Annotated in this window: 23 protein-coding genes and 1 pseudogene; 10 read left to right on the top strand and 14 right to left on the bottom strand. The window is 60.2% G+C overall.

Going from position 1 to position 21,033, the window contains the following annotated elements:
* Positions 1-27: 27 nt before the first annotated feature.
* Positions 28-630, top strand: a complete 603-nt coding sequence (locus ACOQOY_RS15440) for an alpha/beta hydrolase (RefSeq protein WP_420586252.1) — start codon at positions 28-30, stop codon at positions 628-630.
* Here ACOQOY_RS15440 and speB read toward each other — a convergent pair.
* The 6 genes from speB to def (ACOQOY_RS15410) form a co-directional block, all read right to left on the bottom strand.
* Positions 627-1,448 carry an agmatinase gene (gene speB, locus ACOQOY_RS15435; RefSeq protein ID WP_420586251.1) on the bottom strand — a complete coding sequence of 274 codons (822 nt, stop codon included), beginning with the start codon at positions 1,446-1,448 and terminating at the stop codon, positions 627-629. The two genes, ACOQOY_RS15440 and speB, sit on opposite strands and share 4 nt — an antisense overlap.
* 63 nt (positions 1,449-1,511) lie before the next feature.
* Positions 1,512-1,748, bottom strand: coding sequence for a GlsB/YeaQ/YmgE family stress response membrane protein (locus tag ACOQOY_RS15430; RefSeq protein WP_420586250.1), 237 nt, complete (start codon positions 1,746-1,748; stop codon positions 1,512-1,514).
* A 1-nt stretch (position 1,749) separates the two neighbouring features.
* Positions 1,750-2,004 carry a hypothetical protein gene (locus ACOQOY_RS15425; protein ID WP_420586249.1) on the bottom strand — a complete coding sequence of 85 codons (255 nt, stop codon included), beginning with the start codon at positions 2,002-2,004 and terminating at the stop codon, positions 1,750-1,752.
* 13 nt (positions 2,005-2,017) lie between these two features.
* Positions 2,018-2,923: a methionyl-tRNA formyltransferase gene (gene fmt / locus ACOQOY_RS15420; protein WP_420586248.1), complete on the bottom strand. Its 906-nt coding sequence runs from the start codon at positions 2,921-2,923 to the stop codon at positions 2,018-2,020.
* Positions 2,924-2,925: 2 nt separating this feature from the next.
* Positions 2,926-3,420 carry a peptide deformylase gene (gene def, locus ACOQOY_RS15415; protein ID WP_420586247.1) on the bottom strand — a complete coding sequence of 165 codons (495 nt, stop codon included), beginning with the start codon at positions 3,418-3,420 and terminating at the stop codon, positions 2,926-2,928.
* Positions 3,417-3,935 (bottom strand): peptide deformylase, encoded by a 519-nt coding sequence (gene def / locus ACOQOY_RS15410; protein ID WP_420586246.1) that lies wholly within the window; start codon positions 3,933-3,935, stop codon positions 3,417-3,419. The genes def (ACOQOY_RS15415) and def (ACOQOY_RS15410) overlap by 4 nt, the downstream gene beginning before the upstream one ends.
* A 94-nt stretch (positions 3,936-4,029) precedes the next feature.
* On the opposite strand from def (ACOQOY_RS15410), the gene ACOQOY_RS15405 reads away from it, so the two are divergent.
* Entirely contained in the window at positions 4,030-5,202 is a 1,173-nt protein-coding gene (locus ACOQOY_RS15405) for a MalY/PatB family protein (protein ID WP_420586245.1), read from the top strand.
* Between the two features lie 99 nt (positions 5,203-5,301).
* On the top strand, positions 5,302-5,733 hold the full coding sequence (locus tag ACOQOY_RS15400) for a L,D-transpeptidase family protein (protein WP_420586244.1): 432 nt from the start codon (positions 5,302-5,304) through the stop codon (positions 5,731-5,733).
* Here ACOQOY_RS15400 and ACOQOY_RS15395 read toward each other — a convergent pair.
* Positions 5,730-6,083 (bottom strand): hypothetical protein, encoded by a 354-nt coding sequence (locus ACOQOY_RS15395; protein WP_420586243.1) that lies wholly within the window; start codon positions 6,081-6,083, stop codon positions 5,730-5,732. The genes ACOQOY_RS15400 and ACOQOY_RS15395 overlap by 4 nt on opposite strands.
* A gap of 211 nt (positions 6,084-6,294) precedes the next feature.
* Here ACOQOY_RS15395 and ACOQOY_RS15390 point away from each other — a divergent pair, with 211 nt between their 5' ends.
* Positions 6,295-7,284 carry a glutathione S-transferase family protein gene (locus tag ACOQOY_RS15390; protein ID WP_420586242.1) on the top strand — a complete coding sequence of 330 codons (990 nt, stop codon included), beginning with the start codon at positions 6,295-6,297 and terminating at the stop codon, positions 7,282-7,284.
* Here the strand turns inward: ACOQOY_RS15390 and ACOQOY_RS15385 are convergent.
* Complete coding sequence (locus ACOQOY_RS15385) at positions 7,266-7,628, bottom strand: response regulator transcription factor (protein WP_420586241.1); 363 nt, start codon at positions 7,626-7,628, stop codon at positions 7,266-7,268. The two genes, ACOQOY_RS15390 and ACOQOY_RS15385, sit on opposite strands and share 19 nt — an antisense overlap.
* 180 nt (positions 7,629-7,808) lie before the next feature.
* Here ACOQOY_RS15385 and ACOQOY_RS15380 point away from each other — a divergent pair, with 180 nt between their 5' ends.
* The 4 genes and pseudogenes from ACOQOY_RS15380 (at position 7,809) to ACOQOY_RS15365 (ending at position 11,917) form a co-directional block, all read left to right on the top strand.
* The gene (locus ACOQOY_RS15380; protein WP_420586240.1) at positions 7,809-8,774 is read left to right on the top strand and encodes a threonine-phosphate decarboxylase; all 966 of its coding nucleotides are present in this window, start codon (positions 7,809-7,811) and stop codon (positions 8,772-8,774) included.
* A complete protein-coding gene (gene cbiB, locus ACOQOY_RS15375; protein WP_420586239.1) occupies positions 8,771-9,691 on the top strand; it encodes an adenosylcobinamide-phosphate synthase CbiB in 921 nt (306 codons plus the stop codon). Before ACOQOY_RS15380 ends, cbiB begins: the two co-directional genes overlap by 4 nt.
* 11 nt (positions 9,692-9,702) lie before the next feature.
* Positions 9,703-10,866: pseudogene (locus ACOQOY_RS15370) on the top strand (lytic murein transglycosylase).
* A 92-nt stretch (positions 10,867-10,958) separates the two neighbouring features.
* Positions 10,959-11,917, top strand: a protein-coding gene (locus tag ACOQOY_RS15365) for an IS630 family transposase (protein ID WP_420583699.1) whose coding sequence is annotated in 2 segments (ribosomal slippage) — positions 10,959-11,300 and positions 11,303-11,917 — 957 coding nt in all. Because the reading frame shifts where the segments join, the coding sequence is not laid out codon by codon here.
* 212 nt (positions 11,918-12,129) lie between these two features.
* Here ACOQOY_RS15365 and ACOQOY_RS15360 read toward each other — a convergent pair.
* The 6 genes from ACOQOY_RS15360 to ACOQOY_RS15335 all read right to left on the bottom strand — a co-directional run bounded on the left by ACOQOY_RS15360 (position 12,130) and on the right by ACOQOY_RS15335 (position 19,577).
* Positions 12,130-13,317, bottom strand: coding sequence for an IS701 family transposase (locus tag ACOQOY_RS15360; protein ID WP_420583698.1), 1,188 nt, complete (start codon positions 13,315-13,317; stop codon positions 12,130-12,132).
* 69 nt (positions 13,318-13,386) lie between these two features.
* Positions 13,387-13,725 carry an acyl-CoA thioesterase gene (locus ACOQOY_RS15355; RefSeq protein WP_420587252.1) on the bottom strand — a complete coding sequence of 113 codons (339 nt, stop codon included), beginning with the start codon at positions 13,723-13,725 and terminating at the stop codon, positions 13,387-13,389.
* A gap of 197 nt (positions 13,726-13,922) precedes the next feature.
* The gene (locus ACOQOY_RS15350; RefSeq protein ID WP_420586238.1) at positions 13,923-14,273 is read right to left on the bottom strand and encodes a hypothetical protein; all 351 of its coding nucleotides are present in this window, start codon (positions 14,271-14,273) and stop codon (positions 13,923-13,925) included.
* Between the two features lie 53 nt (positions 14,274-14,326).
* Positions 14,327-17,782: a chromosome segregation SMC family protein gene (locus tag ACOQOY_RS15345; RefSeq protein WP_420586237.1), complete on the bottom strand. Its 3,456-nt coding sequence runs from the start codon at positions 17,780-17,782 to the stop codon at positions 14,327-14,329.
* A gap of 139 nt (positions 17,783-17,921) precedes the next feature.
* Positions 17,922-18,332 (bottom strand): hypothetical protein, encoded by a 411-nt coding sequence (locus ACOQOY_RS15340; protein ID WP_420586236.1) that lies wholly within the window; start codon positions 18,330-18,332, stop codon positions 17,922-17,924.
* A 45-nt stretch (positions 18,333-18,377) separates the two neighbouring features.
* On the bottom strand, positions 18,378-19,577 hold the full coding sequence (locus ACOQOY_RS15335; RefSeq protein WP_420586235.1) for a PLP-dependent aminotransferase family protein: 1,200 nt from the start codon (positions 19,575-19,577) through the stop codon (positions 18,378-18,380).
* 148 nt (positions 19,578-19,725) lie between these two features.
* Here ACOQOY_RS15335 and ACOQOY_RS15330 point away from each other — a divergent pair, with 148 nt between their 5' ends.
* On the top strand, positions 19,726-20,496 hold the full coding sequence (locus ACOQOY_RS15330) for an FCD domain-containing protein (RefSeq protein WP_420586234.1): 771 nt from the start codon (positions 19,726-19,728) through the stop codon (positions 20,494-20,496).
* Complete coding sequence (locus ACOQOY_RS15325; RefSeq protein WP_420586233.1) at positions 20,496-20,984, top strand: metal-dependent hydrolase; 489 nt, start codon at positions 20,496-20,498, stop codon at positions 20,982-20,984. Before ACOQOY_RS15330 ends, ACOQOY_RS15325 begins: the two co-directional genes overlap by 1 nt.
* The last annotated feature ends 49 nt before the right edge of the window (positions 20,985-21,033 follow it).

Here is a 21,033-nt window from a genome sequence, read left to right as displayed (position 1 = left end):
CAGGTGCTTCCGAAACAAGGTGTTCCGATGATCATCAAGTATTCATACCTTGCCGCATCGCTTTTGCTGGTTACAGCATGCTCGGATCAATACACCCCGGTCAGTTTCACAGCTGAGGGTGACCAGATCGTTGCCTCCGGCACAATCGACCACACGACGCTGAGCGCTTTTGAAAGGGTCATCAAGGAAAACCCCGGGATCAGGACGCTGGTTCTTCAGAATATCGAAGGCTCAGTTGATGACGACTCGAATGTGATCTTCAGCCGCGTTGTGCGGGTCGAAGGTTTTGATACGGTGGTGCCGTCGAATGGGCTGGTCGCATCTGGCGGCACCGATCTGTTTCTGGCGGGCAACACCCGGGTGTTAGAGCCCGGAGCCTGCGTCGGCGTTCATAGCTGGGGCGGCGGAGGCTATGTCGCTGCGGACTTGCCCGAGGACCACCCCGAGCATGATCGCTATCTCGACTACTTCGAAGACATCGACGTGGACACTGATTTCTATTGGTTCACGCTGAATGCAGCCCCCGAGGATGGAATGCACTGGATGACGGCGGCCGAGGCGAACAGGTTTGACCTGACTACACAGGCGGCCCCAAGGCTCGGAACCGCAGCCATCTGCGACGAACGCTAGCGGGTCAACAACCGCGCGCCAATTTCCTTGACAAATTTTGCAGCCACCATCGCGGTCATGCCATAGGGGTCGCGATGCGGGTTCAGCTCGACGATATCCGCGCCGACCAACTGCCCCTCGAACCGGTGGATCAGGTTGATCACTTCGCGCGTACTCAGCCCTCCGGGTTCGTGGTGTGACACACCAGGCGCAAAAGCCGGGTCAAGCGCGTCCAGATCAAGCGACAGGTAGACCGGGCCGTCAAAACTGATCTCAAGATCGGAGCGCCAGTTGCGCATGTCGATCACCTCGACCCCGAACCTGTCAGCCTGTTCCTGCTGGTGCTTGTTCATGGTGCGGATGCCCACCTGCACGAGGCGCTTGATCTTGCCGGTCTCCATCACCCGGGCAAAGGGGCAACCGTGGCCCAGCGGGCCGATCTGCTGACTGTCGTAAAGGTCGGGGTGGCTGTCGATATGCAGGACATTCAGCCCCTCATACCGATCCGCATGCGCCTTGATCAGCGGATATGCAACCGAGTGATCACCGCCCAGCGACAACAGCCGCGCACCGCTTGCAATACGATCAACGGCTCCGGCTTCGATCCGGTCGATGGGTTCCTGACCCATCATCTCAAACACGTCCAGATCGCCGGTATCCTTGAAACGCTCGGTTGCGCCCAAATCTGTGCCATCTTCTGCGGTCAGGTTGGCAGCCCCTGAATGCAGCGCCTCGCGGATACGGCCGGGCGCGAAGGCGGGGCCTTGCAGGAATGAGGAATGCAGGTCCAGCGGGACCCCCATCAGCGCGACGTCACCGGGGTTCAGATCATGAGACATTGGTCACCTTTCAGGTTGAGCTTTTCGGCGATGTGGCCGGTAAGCTGCCCAAAGGTCAAGAGGTCAGCGTCTCAGGAAACACTGCCAGATCCAGATCACCAACAACGCACCCAGTACCGCGCCGACAAACCCGGACAACCAGCCAGCCACAGTGATCAACGCACGCAGCACAAACCCACCGACCAACGCCCCGATAATGCCGATCAGCATGGTGGTTGGAATGTCAGCCTCGATCCGCATCAGACGCGTGGCCAGAAATCCGGCGGCGGCTCCGATGACGATCAGGGCGATGATGGGCATTTCATTTCCTCCAGTGGGTCGGCACGATAGCCAGCGCGCCGATGGACGACACGATAGCATTCAGACCCAAAGACCCGAAGATCAGATTGAACCCGAACATGCGGCGGAACAGGATCTGAGCAAAGAAAAACAGAAAGGCACCGCCGACACAAATAATGATCGAGGGTAAATATCCGTTGCGGGTGAACCCGCTCTTTTCCGAGAGCGCCCCTACGGCGGCGGCAATGATCACCGTGCCGAACAATGTCATGTACAAATCTGTGGTCCTTCTAAATTCGGGTTCCCGCCGCAACTGGCCATCCACGCAAGAACACATCCACGTCCTGCGCCCCTTTACCTGCCCGTTGCAGGCGTAGCAGGTCAATCGCCCCTTCTCCGCACGCGATGCGGAGTGTGTCATTCAGAACCTCTCCGGGTGCACCCTGCCCCGCGGCCAGTCTTGAGCTCAGCAGTTTGACCCGATCGCCCCCGATCTCGGTCCAGGCACCGGGAAACGGCGAAAGGCCACGGATTTGGCGATCAACCTCAGGTGCGGGGCGGGTCCAGTCCACCCGCGCCTCAGCCTTGTCGATTTTCGAAGCATAGGTGACCCCGTCCTCGGGCTGCGGGTCGGGCGTCAGCTCAGGCAGGCGGCTCAGAGCCTGTACAATCAGTTCAGCCCCCATTGGCGCAAGTCGATCATGCAGCTCAGCCGTGGTTTCCTGCGGTCCGATATCGGTTGCTTGTCGCAACAGCACGGGACCGGTGTCCAGCCCCGCCTCCATCTGCATGATGCAGATACCGGTCTGCGCATCGCCCGCCATGATCGCCCGATGGATCGGGGCCGCGCCGCGCCATCGTGGCAACAGGCTGGCATGGATGTTTAGACAGCCATGCGTGGGCGCGTCCAGAATGGGCTGAGGCAACAGCAGCCCATAGGCCACAACCACCGCCACGTCCGCATTCAGCGCAGCAAAACCATCTTGTTCTTCTGCCGATTTCAGCGAAACCGGGTGACGGACGTCCAGACCCAACGCTTCGGCACGAGCATGAACCGGGGTCGGGCGGTCCTTCTTGCCCCGCCCCGCCGGACGCGGTGGCTGGCAATAAACGGCGGCGATCTCATGCCCGGCCTCGACCAGCGCATCCAGCACCGGAACCGAGAAATCGGGCGTTCCCATGAAGACAACGCGCATCGTCACCCCAGTTTCTTGGCTTTGCGCAGCAGCATGTCACGTTTCACCTTGCTGAGCCGATCAAAATACATCCGGCCGTTCAGATGGTCGATCTGATGCTGCACGCTTGTGGCCTCGATCCCGACAAAGTCACGCCGATCCACGGCGCCCTGTTCGTTCAGGAATCTCACCGTCACCGCCCGCGGGCGTTTTACCTTGGCCGAGACACCCGGCAAGTTCGGGCTGGCCTCATCATGCTCGCGCAGCTCAATCGAGCTGTGCAGGATTTCCGGGTTTGCCAGACGCACCGCCCGGCCCCGCTCGGTCGAGCCATCAACGACAGCCAGCCGCAGCATCACTCCGATCTGCGGCGCGGCAAGGCCGACGCCGGGCATCGCCTCCATCGTGTCGATCATGTCGTCCCAGGTGGCGCGGATTTCGTCGGTGATCTCGGCAACGTCCTCGGCCTTGGTCCGCAGACGTTTGTCAGGCCATGGCAGGCAGGTGCGAACGGTCATGGGCGCGCCTTTTCGCGTTTCAGCTTCTGCATCTTGCGGGTGATCATCTGGCGCTTTAGCGGTTTCAGATAGTCGATGAACAGCTTGCCGTTCAGATGGTCAATCTCATGCTGCACGCACGTCGCCCAGAGGTCATCGAAGGTCTCTTGTTGCAGGTTGCCGTCCCGGTCCATCCACGTCACATCGACCACCTTGGGCCGGGTCACTTCGGCGAATTGCTCGGGGATGGACAGGCAACCTTCTTCGTAGACATTGGTTTCGTCCGAAGACGCAATGATCTCGGGGTTGAACATGACCAGCGGGCGCGGGGTCTCACCCTCTTCCTTGACGCAATCCATCACGATCAGTCGATCCAGCACACCAATCTGTGGTGCGGCCAGCCCGATGCCGGGCGCGTCATACATCGTCTCAAGCATGTCGTCGGCCAGTTTGCGCAGCTCATCCGACAGGTCCGCCACAGGGGCGCAGACCTTTTTCAGACGGGGGTCGGGATGGATCAGGATATTGCGTTTCATGGGGTTGATTTAGGCCATCCCGCCCCCCGCCGCAACGCCCCCCTTGCACCTGCCGGAATTGTGGCTAGCTTTCCCTCGGACAGATGGAGCAGACATGACTTTCAACGACCTGATCGACCGCCGGGGAACCAACAGTTCAAAATGGGACAAGATGGAGCAGCTGTATGGCGTCTCGCCGCAGGACGGGCTGGCCATGTGGACCGCCGATTCCGACTATCCCACTGCGCCCTGCGTGATTGAGGCCGTCCGCAAAGCCGCCGATCACGGCGTATTCGGTTATTCCTGGAAACACCCGGACTATCTGAACTCAGTCCAGTGGTGGATGAAAAACCGTCATAACTGGGACATCGACACGGATTGGGTGCTGACCTCGCAAGGTCTGGGCAACGCGATTGCCCTATGTCTGGATGTGTGGACCGAGCCCGGTGACGGTGTGGTGATCTTCACCCCTGTTTACCATGAGTTTGCCCACAAAGTGAACAAGTCCGGCCGTCGCGTGGTGGAATGCCCGCTGGTGCGCGAGGGCGATAGCTATGTCATTGATCTGGACGATGCGCAGTCGCGGTTGGACGGCTCCGAAAAGATGCTGCTGTGGTGTTCGCCGCAAAACCCCTCGGGTCGGGTCTGGACAACTGAGGAGCTGCGCGCCGTGGCGGCTTTTGCAGAACGGAACGGTCTGATTTTGGTGTCAGACGAGATTCACCACGATCTGGTCTATCCCGACCATACCTTTGTGCCGATGGATGTGGCTGCACCTGATGCGCGGCCATGGACTGTGTCTCTGACGGCAGCGTCCAAGACATTCAACATCGCGGGTCAGCGGACCGGAAACATGATTATCCCGGATGCGAAACTGCGCGCGGCCATGCGTCATCGCCTTGATACGCTGGACTATGAGCCCAGCGCTTTGGGCGTGGCCATGATCACCGCAGCCTACACGCCCGAGGGCGCCGCTTGGGTGGACGCTCAGGTCGCGCATCTGGAAGGCAACCGTCAGCTTTTCGACGCAACCATCGCCGGGATTCCGGGGCTGTGGTCAATGCCGTTGCAAGCCACCTATCTGGCGTGGGTCGATTTCTCGGGCACTGGCATGTCGCATGATGATTTCGTCCGGCGACTGCGCGAGGATGCCCGGATCGCCACATCTTCCGGCCCCGGTTTCGGCGCGGGAGGCGAGACGTTCGAGCGGTTCAACCTGGCCACCCAACGTACGCGGGTCGAAGAGGCCTGTGCCCGGCTGAAACGCGCGTTTTCTGATCTTCAGTAAAGAATGCAAAAGTTCGCGCTCCTGACACTCATTGTCGTTCTGGCGGGCGTGGCCTAGTTCGGTTGGCATCGCTTTGGGCCGAGCCCGCCGGCACCGCCTTTGGCACCCGAAGCTGCGCAGATCGACCACATCCTGATTGAGAAATCTGCCCGCCGCCTAACTGCCACGTTGGATGGCACGGTGGTGATGCAGGTTGATATTGCGCTGGGCTTCGCACCTGAGGGGGACAAACATCAGGAGGGCGATGGCAAAACGCCTGTTGGGATCTTTACCATCAACCGGCGCAATCCACAGAGCGCCTTTCACTTGTCATTAGGCATCGACTATCCCCAACCCGAGGATATTGAACGCGCGAAAGCTTTGGGCATTGACCCAGGTGGCGACATTTTCATCCACGGTCAGCCAAATGGCGTGGTTGGTCTGACCCTGCCCGGAGACTGGACCGAAGGCTGCATAGCGCTCTCCAATACGGAAATGGCGCAGTTGTGGAGCCTGACACCAAATGGCACCACCGTCGAAATCCGCCCTTAGTCCTCGTACCCCAACAGGGCAATCGGCGCATCCGGTGCGCGGTAGAAATCCAGCGGAGCCTTGTCAGCTGCGGCGGTACTGCGCTTGAACTCATACCGCATCTCGCCCGCTTCAGCGTCATCCGCGATGATCAGGCATTGGTACAGATGACGCGCTCCATCGTAGATATCGACCAGACCACGCAGTTGCGGTGTCGAGGCGGCCTCGACCGTGAAGCCATCCTTCCACAATCTGAGGATTTTGAAGGTATTGTCGCCGAACTCAACACGAAGGCGGCTGGCCTTCTTCAAACCCGCGATTCGCGCCGCATCCAATTCGGCGCTAATTTCCTTTGAAACATAGGTACTCATATCAAAACGTCCCCCGCAATATCTTCTATTGTGAACCGCCTTTCGTAAAAATCCAGTGAAGGTGCGCACACAGAGACGTTGAAATTCAGGCTGTTGCGTGGAAATCCCATCAAAACCTGTGCGCACATGCAGGCTGATTGCGCGCGTCATCGCATAGGAACGGTGCCACCTCGGGCCTATCTTTGCCGAAACGCAAGGCGGAGGATTTTCAATGGGCCTGTTGGTTGACGGCAAATGGCACGACACCTGGTACGACACCAAATCTACGGGTGGTGCCTTCAAACGCAACGCCGCGCAGTTTCGCAACTGGTTGACCGCAGATGGCAGCGCGGGACAATCCGGCAAGGGCGGTTTCAAAGCCGAATCCGGGCGCTATCATCTCTATGTCAGCCATGCTTGTCCCTGGGCGCATCGCACGTTGATCTTCCGCGAATTGAAAGGGCTGACCGACCTGATCTCGGTGTCAGTCGTACACCCCGACATGCTGGACAAAGGCTGGACTTTCGAAACCGACAACGATGGCGCGACGGGCGATGGCCTTTATGGTCTGGACTATGCCCATCAGGTCTATACCAAGGCCGATCCCGCCTATTCCGGGCGCGTGACCGTGCCGATCCTGTGGGATAAGGAACAAGAGACCATCGTCTCTAACGAAAGCTCGGAAATCATCCGCATGTTCAACTCGGCATTTGACGGAATCACCGGCAATACCGACGACTACTGGCCCGAAGCGATGCGCGACGAGATTGAAGAGGTCAACGCCCGCATTTATTCCGATGTTAACAACGGCGTCTACAAATCGGGCTTTGCCACCACGCAAGAGGCCTATGATGCTGCCGTCCAGCCCCTGTTCGACACGCTTGATTGGCTTGAGGGCCGCCTGTCCAGCAATCGTTATCTGATGGGCGACCGCGTGACCGAGGCGGACTGGCGGCTGTTCACCACCCTGATCCGTTTTGACCCGGTCTATCATCTGCATTTCAAATGCAACAAGCGGCGGCTGGTCGATTACCCGAGCTTATGGGCTTATACGCGTGAGTTGTATCAATGGCCGGGTGTGGCGCAGACGGTAAACTTCAAGCACATCGTGCGTCACTACCACTACAGCCACGAGACGATTAACCCGAACCGCATCATTCCGGTGAACCCCGTGCTGGACTATCTTGAGCCGCACGGTCGCGGTCAGCGGCCCGCCGCGTAATGTTCCACCATCGCCGCCAGATCCTCTGGCGGCGTTGCGCTTTGCACATAGGCGCAGGCATTCGGGCTGTGGGCAAAGATCGAGCCGTCCGAGAAAAAGGTAGTGTTGGTGACAAAAATCACCCGCGCCTCGGGGCGGCGATAGCTTGCAAAATCGGCCACGGCCAGCGCGCTGCCCGTTTCCAGCACCAGATCCAGAACGATGATCTCAAAATCCTGACCATACAGCGCCAGAATCGCGGCCTCTTGCCCGGCCACCAGCGTCACTTCGGCGCCGTGCCGTTCCAGGTGTCTTTTCCAGACCCGACCAAGATCGGGGTTACTCTCAACAATCAAAACATTCATTTGCAACAACCTCGGCACAGGATAGAGTGAGTGGTGCCGACCCCCGTGATTGGTGATCACGTGATTTCCTTAACAAAGTGTTAACGCCACCCTTTGCGGACCCCGAAGGCGCGGATTTGCTTGTATAACCGGCAAAAATCCGCTTGAAACGGGCCGAAACAAGCGATTCCGGCGACAATCATGGCGACCCCTAGCGAAAATCTGAACCCACGCGCCCGGCGTGATCATGGCGGTGGGCTGGACGGGGCCATTGCGACCTATGGCGGGGCGCGGTCGGACTGGATCGACCTGTCCACCGGGATCAACCCGCACCCTTACGAGGTCTCAGGGCTGACCCCCTCGGACTGGACCGAATTGCCCGATCACGGCGCGTTTGAGCGTCTGTCCTCAGCCGCCCGTCGGTTTTGGTCCGTGCCAGAGGCCGCGGCCATTCTTCCAGCCCCCGGAGCCTCGGCCCTGATCGCCCGAATTCCGGCGCTTGCGCCTGAGGGCCGGGTTCAGATCACGATGCCCACATATAACGAACATGCCGCCGCCTTCGCCGCGCAGGGCTGGCGCGTTCAGCCCGATGGCCCTGCCGAGGCGCGCGTCGTCGTGCATCCAAACAACCCCGACGGGCGGATCTGGACCGAGGCGGATGCAAATGCGCCCCTGACTGTGATCGACGAGAGCTTTTGCGATGTCAGCCCCGAGACGTCCCTGATCCATCTGGCCGCGCGCCCCGGCGTTATCGTGCTAAAGAGTTTTGGCAAGTTCTGGGGTCTGGCCGGGCTGCGTCTGGGCTTTGCCATCGGACAGCCTAATCTGATCGCCAGGCTAAACGATCTGACCGGCCCATGGGCCGTGTCCGGCCCAGCCTTGCGAGTCGGCGAGCAGGCGCTGAGGGATACAGGCTGGGCCAGCGCAACCCGCCAACGTCTGACCATGGACACGGCTCGGCTGGATCAATTGATGACCGACCGGGGCGCGGCTCTTGTCGGTGGCACCACCCTGTTTCGCCTCTATGAGGTCGACGACGCAGCAAGTTGGCAGAACCGTCTGGCCCGCGCACAAATCTGGAGCCGTGTCTTTCCCTACTCGCAAACCTATCTGCGGCTGGGCCTGCCCCCGTCGGATGGGTGGGCCAAGCTGGAGGCCGCCCTGTGAGCACCGCTTTCCTGCTAGTCTGCGCCCTGTGTCTGGACGCGGCGTTGGGTGAGCCGGGCTGGCTGTGGTCGCGCATTCGCCATCCTGCGGTGATGATGGGCAATGTGATCGGATGGCTGGACAAACGCCTGAACCAAGGGGGGCAACGGCGGCTAAAGGGCGTCGCAGTGGTCTTGCTGCTGGTTTTTGGCGCGCTTGTCCTTGGCCGGGTTCTGGCGCTGCTGGGGCCGGTGGTCGAGGTCGCACTCTGCGCCATCCTGCTGGCCCAGAAATCTCTGGTCGAACATGTGCGTGACGTGGGCGAAGGGCTGCGCACCTCGCTAATCGAAGGCCGCGCCAAGGTGGCGATGATCGTCTCGCGCGATACTCGCGACATGACCGAGGCGCAGGTCGCCCGCTCGGCCATCGAAAGTGCGGCTGAGAACCTCAGCGACGGTGTCATCGCGCCGGCCTTCTGGTTTTTGGTCGCAGGATTGCCGGGGCTGTCGGTCTACAAAGCAATCAACACCGCCGACAGCATGATCGGCTACCGCACCGATAAATATCGCGACTTCGGCTGGGCCGCCGCCCGGCTGGATGATGTACTGAACCTGATCCCTGCCCGCCTTACCTGCGTGATGATCGTGGCGCTGTCCGGCCAATGGGCGCGTTGGCCGCAGATGGTGGCGGATGCGCGCCGCCATATCTCACCCAACGCAGGCTGGCCCGAGGCCGCCATGGCACGCGCCTTGAACGTGGCTCTTGCAGGTCCGCGCAGCTATGACGGAAAGGTCCGCGATCTGGCTTGGGTCAATGGCGACGCCCCACGTGACATCGGCGCGCCGGAGGTTTTCCGCGCATGTAACATGCTCTGGCGCGTTTGGGGGCTTGCGCTTGGTCTTCTGTCAGTGTGGGTTGGGGTCAGCTTTTTTCTCTGACGGACCTGTCTATGCGCTTTCTTTCCGCCCTTGTCGCTGCCTCCATGCTTGCCTCTCCCGCCCTTGCCCAATGCGGCGGCGGGTTCAACTCGTTCGTTAAAGGGCTAAAGACAGAGGCCGTTCAGCAAGGGTTCGACAAATCCACCGTCAACGCGTTTTTCAAAGGCGTGCAACAGGACGGCGCGGTTCTGAAAGCTGACCGCGCGCAAGGTGTGTTTCAGAAACCGTTCATCGACTTTTCCCGCCGCCTGATCTCAGCCAACCGGATCGAACGCGGCCAAACCATGTCGCGCAAATACGACGCAGTGTTCGACCGGATTGAACGCGAATACGGCATCTCGCGCGGGGTCCTGCTGGCCTTCTGGGCTTTCGAGACCGACTACGGCGCATTTCAGGGTGACTTCAACACCCGCAACGCGCTGGTGACGCTGGCCCATGATTGCCGCCGGCCCGAGCTGTTCCGGCCGCAAATCTTTGCCGCCATCGAATTGTACCAGAACGGCGACTTCGATCCCGCCCGCACTACCGGAGCATGGGCGGGCGAGATCGGCATGGTGCAAATGCTGCCCCGCGACATTCTGGAAAACGGCGTTGATGGGGACGGCGACGGTAAGGTTTCTCTGAAAACCTCGGCACCCGATGCGCTGATGTCGGGTGCTAAGATGCTGTCGCATCTGGGTTGGCAACCCGGCCAACCCTGGCTGCAAGAGGTTACGGTGCCCGCTCAGATGGACTGGTCTCTGTCCGGCCCCGGCAAACCTCGTTCGGTGAGTGACTGGCAGGCCATGGGCGTTCAGGCGCGCAGCGGATCGCTGGCCAATCTGCCCGCCTCACTGATCCTGCCGCAGGGGCATAAGGGGCCTGCCTTTCTGGCTTATCCCAATTTCGATGTCTATTTCGAATGGAACCAGAGCTTTGTCTATGTCTTGACCGCAGCCTATTTCGGCACTCGGCTTGAGGGCGTGCAAATTTACGACGCAGGAAACCCTGCGCCGGGGCTGTCGGGGGCGTAGATGAAACAGCTGCAAACCAAGCTACAAGCGCGTGGCTATGATGTCGGCAAGATCGACGGCATTCTCGGGGCTGGAACAAGAGCGGCTGTGCAGGCGGAACAGGCCCGACTGGGGCTGCCCGCGGATGCGTGGCCTACAGCTGAACTGCTGAACCGGCTGTAAAACAGTCCTAAAGCTTTTCGAGCAAAGTTTGAATCGGCAGGGTTCCCCTGAGGTTTGATTTGTGATTCACCCTTTTTGGGAGGATCAGGAATATGCCAGCACCGTTGCCAAAGGAACTACGAGATCGTTTTGCGCGCTTGATCGAAGAAGGGCTGTCAGGGAGGGAGGCGTCGCGCCGTCTTCAGGTGTCCGCCGCGACCGGTGCGCGTTGGAGACGCCAGATACACGCGTCTGGCGCGGCCCAAATTGCCCCGATGGGGCGTCCACCGGGCAGCGGAAAGTTGGCACCCCATGTCGGGTTCTTCCGCGAGTTGTTAGCTCAAGACCCCGACATTACCCTTTTCGAGTTGCGCGATGCGCTTGCCGATGCTGTGGGGATCACTGTTCATCATTCGGCCATTGCCGGATTGTTGAAGCGCCTTGGCTTCACTCACAAAAAAAGTCGCTGGTGGCCACCGAACGCCGTCGCGCCAAGGTAAGACGACAGCGCGACGATTGGTCTGCTTATCGTTCGCCAGCCATCGCCCGAATGCCGGACCGCGTGGTGTTCATCGACGAAACGGCGGTAAAGACGAACCTCACCCGGCTCCGTGGCTGGGCACCTCAAGGAGAACGGCTGACCATGGACGCGCCGTTTGGCAGTTGGGGTACACAGACGCTGATCGCGGGGCTGACTCAGGACGCGTTGATCGCGCCGTGGGTCATCAAGGGCGCAATGGATGGCCCGGCATTCGCCGCCTACATCCGAGAAGTCCTCGTCAAGGAAATAGCGCCCGGCACTGTCGTCATCCTCGACAACCTAGCCACGCACCGGAACAAAGAGGCAGCACAGGCCCTGCGTGACCATGGATGTTGGTTTCTCTACCTGCCACCATACTCGCCCGACCTGAACCCCATCGAACTAGCTTTCTCAAAACTGAAAGCCCATTTGAGACGGATCGGGGCGAGAACCTTCACCGAAGTCTTCGAGGCTATCGGATCAATCTGCGATCTCTACGATCCAACAGAGTGCTGGAACTACTTCAAGGCCGCAGGATATGTTGCAAACTAATCTCGAAAGGCTTTAGTACTACAGTTGCGCATTGAGGCGGGACTTTCGATGGGCTCTGGCAGCAGCGGCCTGATGTGTTCTTCGCCAGAGGGACCATCCGAGAATGAAGGCGTCAGAAGGGGGCGTTGGGAGAATGAGGCGCGCGATCAATCTGAGGATTTCAACGGTCGAAAGAAAGCTTGGCGTAGTATATATCTCGGTTCGCAGAAAGCCTATGCGCTGCGGCCCGTTGCCGGACTCGTTTTGTTCACTTTCCCGAATGCATTGCGGCGCTGGTCCGCGCTGAGCTTTGCCAGAAATGCGGCGGTGGCCATCACAAGGCTCATATGCCGGTGCCAGCCATGCCAGGACCGGGCCTCGCAATGGTCCAGGCCCAGATCATCCTTTGCCCTGAGAAAACACTCTTCAATAGTCCAGCGCAGCCCGGCCGCAGCGGCCAGTTCCGCCAAGGTGGTATTGGCGGGCGCATAAGCGAAGTAATAGGCTATGGAAGCGCGATCATGACGGCTCCTGCGCGCCAGAACCCATTTGATAAACCCGTCTTTGGTCTGTTTACCGATGGGCAGACGCGCCCACTCGTAAAGGCGCGGTCCTTTCGCGCCCTCTCCGGCGGCAAGAGGTCGCCAGGCTTCGGGGCCCAGTTCTCCGGTCAGGGTGGCGGGATCGGTCTGGATGAGGTGATCGTCTTCGACAAGACGCAGTGTATGCGTGGACTTCACCGCCAATACATAGGACTGCCCGCGCTGCTCCAGCATGCGCCGGAACCCGCTGTCGGACCCGTAAACAGCATCGGCCAGCACAAAGGCGCAGGGGACACCTTCATCAAGGAGACGGGAAACCATCGCGCGAGCCATCTGCGGCTTGGTGGCAAATCCCACCTCCTGCGGGACATGAGCTTTGGCACGGCGATCCGGATCCTCCGCCCACGCCTTCGGCAGATAGAGTTGCCGATCGATCAGCGCATGACCCCAGCGGCTCGCATAAGCGGCAAATACCCCGATCTGACAGTTCTCTACCCGCCCCGCTGTACCCGAATACTGTCGGGCAACCCCAACCGAATGCTCGCCCTTCTTCAAAAAACCGGTCTCGTCCACAACAAGAACACCTTCAGGATCGCCAAGAATGTCAACGGCATATTTGCGAACAAGGTCACACAGCGCATCGGCGGACCAGGAAGAGCGCCCCAGCAGCGACTGTATCCGATACGGCTTGTCAAAACCGGCTTCTTCCGAAAGCATCCAGCCCGTCTTGCGTTCAGCCCCCGACAGCAAGCCGTCTATGAAGGCACCCGCTGTCCGGCGCTGTTCAATACGCCGGAAGGCCGGGGCAACAAAAGACTTCAATTCTTCCAGAGACTTGCGCCAGTCAACAAGCGTTTCCCTCCAGACCGAAACCGCCATCTCCAAAACCTCCCAATTACCAGATCACCAGTAATGAATCAGAGATCAAGTCAATGCGCAACTGTAGTATTAGTCGTCTTTGAAAACCGGACGCGGCGCGCCGTGATCGTCCAATGCTACGAACACAAACTCGGCTTCCGTTACCTTCTTCCCATTCTGCGATTGCCGCGGGCGCGCCCAAACATCCACGAGCACCCGGATGGAAGTGCGCCCCACATGCGTTAGCGTTGCATAGAGCGTCACCTCATCTCCAACCTTGACGGGTTGCAGGAACTGCATCGCTTCGACCGAAACGGTGGCTGATCGCCCTTGTGCCACCCGCGCTGCCATGTTGCCCGCAGCCAAGTCCATCTGAGACATTAGCCAACCGCCAAAGATATCTCCTGCCGGGTTGGTATCCGCAGGCATGGCGATGGTGCGTATGACGAGCACCCCATCTTCTTGCTGGCGACCATGCGATCCAAGTTTCCGCCCACGGGCGAGTCTGCTATCTTCGGTCACTTAGTAAGTCCTTTATTAGGCAACTACATTACAGGTTACGGACCGCAATCTTGCAACTTTCGTAACCAAAATGAAGAGACAACCTTCTTCGACCGCATGCGCCCTTATTCCGGCCGCACCGGATAGCGATCCCCTTTCTCGTCGATCAGGATCAGTCTGTCCCCGCTGCGCACATACAGATCACAGCGGCTAAAGCCGTTTCGATAGGCGATGCAGATGCTGCCATCCTCGGCGATGGAATAAGTACCAAAAGCGGACTGCCCGCTGGCATAGGTGTAAGAATAGGCCCCGCCCGCCGAATACTTTGATTGACCGTCATCGTAAAAGGTCAACGTGCGCCCTTCCAGCGCTTCGAGTTCTTCGGGGCTCAGCGGGACGTCACCGGGCTTCACCGGCCAGTCTGCGGCCTGGACCGGGGCTGCAATCAACAGGGCAAAGATCATAAAGCGTGTCATGCCCCACCCTAGCCCGAGTGCTACTGAAACGGGGATGACATTGCGGTGATGGGTCAGGCGACCATCTGCTCGGCTTTCTTCAGGTCGACCGAAACCAACTGGCTGACGCCCTGCTCTTGCATGGTCACGCCGAACAGCCGGTCCATCCGCGCCATCGTCACCGCGTGGTGCGTGATGATCAGGAACCGAGTGTCGGTCTGACGGCACATCTCGTCCAGCAGGTCGCAGAACCGGGTCACGTTGGCGTCGTCAAGCGGCGCGTCGACTTCGTCCAGCACACAGATCGGGGCCGGGTTGGCAAGGAAGACGCCAAAGATCAGCGCAGTCGCGGTCAGGGTCTGTTCGCCACCCGAGAGCAGGCTGAGCGTCGAAAGCTTCTTGCCCGGCGGCTGACACATGATCTCAAGCCCGGCATCCAGCGGGTCGTCGCTTTCAACCATCACCAAATTGGCCTCACCGCCGCCGAAAAGGTGTTTGAACAGCATCGCAAAGTTCGAGTTCACCTGTTCAAACGCGGTCAACAAACGCTCGCGTCCTTCACGGTTGAGGCTGGCGATGCCGCTGCGCAGGGCTTTGATCGCCTCTTCCAGATCGGCCTTTTCGCTGCTGAGCGTGTCAAACTCTTCCTGAACGTCCTTGCTGTCCTCTTCGGCGCGCAGGTTCACCGCGCCCATCGCATCGCGCTGACGTTTGTGGCGGTTGACCTCGGCCTCAAGCTGGTCAGCTGCGGGCATCTGATCGGGGTTCACGTCTAACTGGTTCAGCAACTGGTTCGGGGTCAGTTGCTGATCCTCGGCGATCCGCTCTGATGCCGCAGCTACGCTTTCCCGGGCCGCATCACAACGCGCCTCGGCCGCTGCACGTGTTTCGCGCGCCTCAGACGCCAGCCGTTCCGCCTCGCGCTCGGCCAGCACGATCTCACGTTGCTGAGTTTCGGCCTCGGCCAGCTTGTCGGCGGCCTCGGCCCGGCGGGCTTCGGCGGCGGCGATCAATTCGTTCAGCTCTTCGCGGGCTTCGGCGATTTCCGCAGGTGCGGCCATGGCCTCTGACAGTTCCTCCTCGGAACTTTCCTTGCGTTCAGCCAGTTCCGAAATCCGCTTTTCGGCACTGTCCAACCGGTGCCGCCATCCGCTGAGGTCTTTCGTTACCTCCTGGCCTCGGCGCGTCCGCGCCTCGCCTTCGCGGCGCAGCTCATCATGGGTCGAGCGGTGAGTCAGCATGGTGATCCGCGCTGCCTCGACCGTTTGCTTGATGTCTTCGACCTGCGCGCGGGCGCTGTCGAGGTCGCCCAACCCGGCCAGCGCTCCTTCGGCTTCGCGCAGTTGGGCGCGGGCGGACATGGCGTCCTCTTTGTGGCGATCCACGGCAAGGGAGAGGGTTTCCAACTTGCCCTGCGCCAGATTGCGGTCCGCCTCGGCACGAGACAACGCCCGCGCTGTTTCTGCCATCCGCTGATCGGCGGCGCGGCGCGCCTCACGTGCGCGGCGGTCGGCTTCGGTCACATCAGCCAGCTGCTGGGACAGAGCCTCATGCGCGGCACGGGCACCATCCGCCTGAGCCTCGGCGCGGGTGAGTTCCTGTTTCAGGGCTTCCAGCTTGTTCAACTGTTCCAGCCGCAAGGCAGCGGCGCTTGGCGCATCTTCGGCCCAGGCGCGGAACCCATCCCAGCGCCAGAGATCACCTGACCGCGATACCAGACGCTGCCCCGGTTTCAACGACGCCTGCATTCGCGCGCCCTGATCCGCATCAACCAGACCAATCTGCGCGATCCGGCGGCTCAGACGATCGGGGCCGGATACGTGCAACGCTAGAGGCTCAGCGCCCTCAGGCAACGGCTGGTCGCTGTCATAACCCGCCACCTGCACCCAGCCCGAGGGGCCGTCACCCTCGACCAGTGGCGCACGCAGATCATCGGCCAGCGCCGCACCCAATGCCTTTTCATAGCCCGGAGCAACGCGCAGCAAGTCAAGCACCTGCCCGCCTTCGGCCGTGTCGCGTTCGACCAGTTTAGCCAGCGCAGTGGTTTCGGCCCGGATGGCACCCAATTCCCCTTCGGCCTCGGAGCGCTTCGCACGAGCTTCAGCCTCGCGCGCCTGCGTGTCATTGCGCAGCTCATCGGCGGCGGCCAGCGCCTCTTCGGCGGCTTCGGCGGCTTCGCGGGCTTCCTCCTCACCTTCTTGTGCGGCTTCAAACGCCTCGCTTGAACGGGTCAGGGCCTCGCGTGCGTCCGCAACCGCAACGCGTGCTTTTTCCTCTTCGCCCTCGGATCGGGCCAGGGTCTTGCGGCTGTCCTCGACCAGACGCTGCGCCGATTGGTGGCGGGCAACCAGACGCGCCATATCCTCGGTTTCCTGCGAAAGGTGATCTTCGCGGTCCTGCAAAACGGCAGCAGCTTCACGGGCGATCTCGGCGGCCTCAGCAACCTTTTCATCATGACCCTCGGCGGCTTTGGCCAGCTCGCGCGCTTCCCATTCCAAGCGTTCAATCATCTCGCCTGCATCCCGGTTCAGACCGGTTTCACGCTCAATATCATTACCCAACTGTTGGATTCGGTTGGTCAGGGTTTCGATTGTCTGACGAGCGCGGGTTTCCTGATCCGAGAGTTGGTCGCGCTGCACCTGCTGGCGTTGCAGGACAGCGGCAGCGATAGCCTCCTCCTCGCGTAGCGGCGGCAAGGTCTCTTCAATCTCGGCGCGTTTTGTTGCCGCAGCGCGGGCTTCGGCCTCAGCTCGGGACGCTTCGGTGATCCGCTCGCGCAGTTTCTCTTCGGCTTGCTGGCGGGCCATATCAGCCTCTTTCCAGCGGCGATACAGCAGCATCCCTTCGGCCTGCCGCAATTGCTCGCCAATCTCGCGATAGCGCGCGGCCTGACGGGCCTGACGGGCAAGCTGCGCCAACTGCCCACCCAATTGCTCCAACACGTCATCAACGCGGGTCAGGTTGGATTCGGTGCCTTTTAGCTTCAGCTCGGCCTCGTGCCGCCGCTGATAGAGCCCCGAAATCCCCGCCGCCTCTTCCAGAATACGGCGACGCGCGCGGGGTTTGGCGTTGATCAGTTCGGCAATCCGGTTCTGCCCCACCAGCGCGGGCGAATGCGCCCCGGTCGAGGCATCGGCGAACAGCATCTGCACATCGCGTGCGCGCACATCCTTGCCGTTGGTCTTGTAGGCGCTGCCCACATCGCGGGTGATACGACGCACAATCTCAAGCTGGTCAGTATCGTTGAACCCCGAAGGCGCGAGGCGTTCCGAGTTGTCCATGGTCAGGACAACCTCGGCAAAGTTACGGGCCGGGCGCGTGGCGGCACCGGCAAAGATCACATCCTCCATCGCTCCGCCACGCATGGATTTGGGGCGGTTTTCACCCATCACCCAACGCAAAGCTTCCAGAAGGTTGGACTTGCCGCACCCGTTCGGCCCCACCACGCCGGTCAACCCATCCGCGATGATCAGATCGGTCGGATCGACAAAGCTTTTGAAGCCGGTGAGTTTGAGTTTGCTGAAGCGCAAAGGCAATGAGTCCCGTGATTCCTATATCTGGAAGTCTGCGCAACGGATTGGGGGTGAGTCAACGATGATGCGCAGGATATGGGATATCATCCCGACTTATCCACAATATCTTGCCGAAATGCGCTGATTCACGCCCATTCTAGTAAGGTGTGCACTCAAAAACCTGATAGCCATAACCACTGCCGACATTTTCATAGATACCGTAGTCGACGCATTCGTAGTTCGGGGTCGAAACGGCGGTCAGCAGCAAACGCTCTCCGGCCTCACGGTCGCAGCCCAGCACGCCGACCGTCACTGCCGCATCGCCCAGCACATCCAGAATAGGGCAGCCCGAAACCTGCGCCATCGCCAGCCCGGCCCGATCCCGGATTGGCCCCAGCCGAGGGGCGTATTGCACATTGACACGTACAGCCTCGGCAATGTCTCCGCGCACGCGCACATCAAACACGCTGCCATTCACCGCCACACGGGTTGCCGGCACATCGCGAAAATAAGGGGTGCCGGCCGAACAGGCGGCCAGCACCATCAGGAGGGGCAGATACCGGATCATGCACCCAACATTGCCGCAATTTGGTTAACAGAACCTTTCCAACCCTCAGGCGCGTAGAACTTCACCCAAGCGACGGATACCCTCGCGGATCGTCGCCTCGTCCGAGTTGGAGAAACTCAGCCGGATGGTGTTGGCCCCGGTTTCATCCGGGAAAAAGGCCTGTCCCGGAACAAAGGCTACTTTGACCGTCTCAAGCGCGCGGGCCAGTAGATCGGCCCCGACGCTACCCTTAGGCAGCGTCACCCAGACGAACATACCGCCTTCGGGCTTGGTCCAATCGACGCGGTCCGGCATGTGTTCCTGCAAGGCGTCCAACATGGCATCGCGGCGCGCACCGTAAATACGGCGCAGCATGGGGATATGCGTGTCGAAACAGACCCGGGCCACTTCGTTGATCGCCATCTGATTGATCGTCGCCGAATGCAGATCGGCGGCCTGTTTCATCAACACCAACTGCGATATCACCGGTTTCGCCGCCACGACCCAACCCACCCGCAAACCCGGAGACAGGGTTTTTGAGAAACTGCCGCAATAGATCGTCCTACAGGCCTCGATTGAACCCTTACGCGCCAGTTCCAACGCCAGAACGGGTGGAATCGCTTCACCGTCATAACGCAGGGCCTGATAGGCACCGTCTTCGATAACTGCACAGTTCAGGTCATCAGCCAGATCCAGCAGAGCCTCGCGCCCGCGCAGATCCACCGTCTCTCCGGTCGGGTTGGCAAAGTCGGACGACAGATACGCAAACTTCACCGCCCCCTCACCCGCGGCGGCCGCATATTCTGAAGCCCCCCGGTTGCCATTGATGCTGAGCCTGTCAAAGCGCGGCTCATACGCGTTGAACGCCGCCAGCGCGCCCAGATAGGTCGGCCAGCCGACCAATGCAGTATCGCCCGGCGACAGATAGAGCTTACCCAGATAATCCAACGCCTGTTGCGAACCCGAGGTGATAAGGATGTTGTCGAGGTCACACTCGATCCCGATCTGACGCATGTGATCGACCAGCCACTCGCGCAGGGGGACATAGCCCTCGCTGACCGAATATTGCAGCGCCTGTGCCTGGCTGCCGGTACTTAGCGCGTTCTGGAATGCTGCGGCAAACCCGTCCGCTGGGAACAGCGCCGGGTCCGGGATGCCGCCCGCAAAGGAAATAATCCCCGGCTGATCCAGCAGTTTGAGCAATTCACGTATCTCGGATGCCTTCATCCGCGACGCCCGCGTGGCGAACAGATCTTTCGTCGACATGAGCTCCTCCATTCTCTTGGACGGCAGCCTATGCATCGATTCATTAAAGTCAATAATGCTGACCTAATGTTTCAGGTGAGTTGATCCGACATTCTTGAACCGTCCCGAAATACGTGGTCATATGATTTGACCAATTTCGGAAATCTCTATGCCATTCCAGAAAATCCAGACCGAAAAGCTCTCTGTCGCGGTGGTGAAACAGATCGAGCTGCTGATCCTGCGCGGCATTCTGCGCCCCGGCGAACGGCTACCGGCCGAGCGCGAACTGGCGGACCGGTTGGGCGTCTCGCGCCCTTCGCTGCGGGATGCGATTTCCAACTTGCAGGAACAGGGTCTGCTGACGGCCAAGGCCGGGTCCGGCATCTATGTGGCCGAGGTTCTGGGCTCGGCCTTTTCCCCGGCGCTGGTGCAATTGTTCAGCAGCCACGAAGAAGCGGTGTTCGACTTTCTGTCCTTCCGGCGCGACATGGAAGGGCTTGCGGCCGAGCGCGCGGCGCGTCTTGGATCGGACAGCGATCTGAAGGTCGTACAGGCGATTTTCGAAAAGATGGAGGCCGCCCACACCCGAAACGCGCCGGGCGATGAGGCCAATCTGGACGCGCAATTCCATATGGCGATCATCGAGGCCAGCCATAATGTTGTGATGCTGCACATGATGCGGTCGATGTATGACCTGCTGCAACAGGGTGTGTTCTACAATCGCCAGATGATGTTCCAGCAGCGCACCACGCGCGGCGCCATTCTGGACCAACACCGTGCAATCAACACCGCGTTGCAGGATCGCGACCCAAAAGGCGCACGTCAGGCGGTTGAACAGCACCTCAGCTTCGTCGAACGCTGCATGGCCGATCAGCAAAAAGCCACCCGCAACGAGGAAATCGCCCGGCAAAGGTTACAGCACGAGACCGGCAAGGTCTGATGTTCATCGGCCACTTGCCCGGCGCTTACCTGATCTTTCGGGCGGCAACTCCGAATTTGGGCAAACTGGCATTTGCCGCCGCCATGGTTGGGGCTGTTGCGCCGGATTTGGACATCTTATGGTTTTATTTCGTTGACGATCGCGGGCACCACCATCACTCCTACCTGACCCACCGCCCGATCATTTGGGCCGGGTTTCTGTTATGTGGTGCAGTGCTGAGGCTCTGGCTGCCGCGCGCGGGAACTGCGCTGGCTTTCTTCGGTGCGGGTGGTTTGGTTCACATGATGCTGGACTCGATCACGGGTCAGGTTGCGTGGCTTTGGCCCCTTTCAGACGCCACCTATCCATTGGTTACCGTGCAGGCGACCCACTCTCACTGGATACTGTCCTTCCTCAACCACTGGACGTTCAAGGTTGAGATCGCAATCGTGCTGCTCGCCCTGATCGTTTGGTTCATCAGTTGGCGCAAATCGACAAAAACCGGCTGATACAACCAAAAAACCCGAGAGCCTGAGGCCCTCGGGTTCTTTCAAACCG

The sequence above is a fragment of the Ruegeria sp. genome (assembly GCF_965221235.1).
Taxonomy (GTDB): domain Bacteria; phylum Pseudomonadota; class Alphaproteobacteria; order Rhodobacterales; family Rhodobacteraceae; genus Ruegeria.
This window is presented reverse-complemented; position numbering and strand designations above follow the sequence as displayed.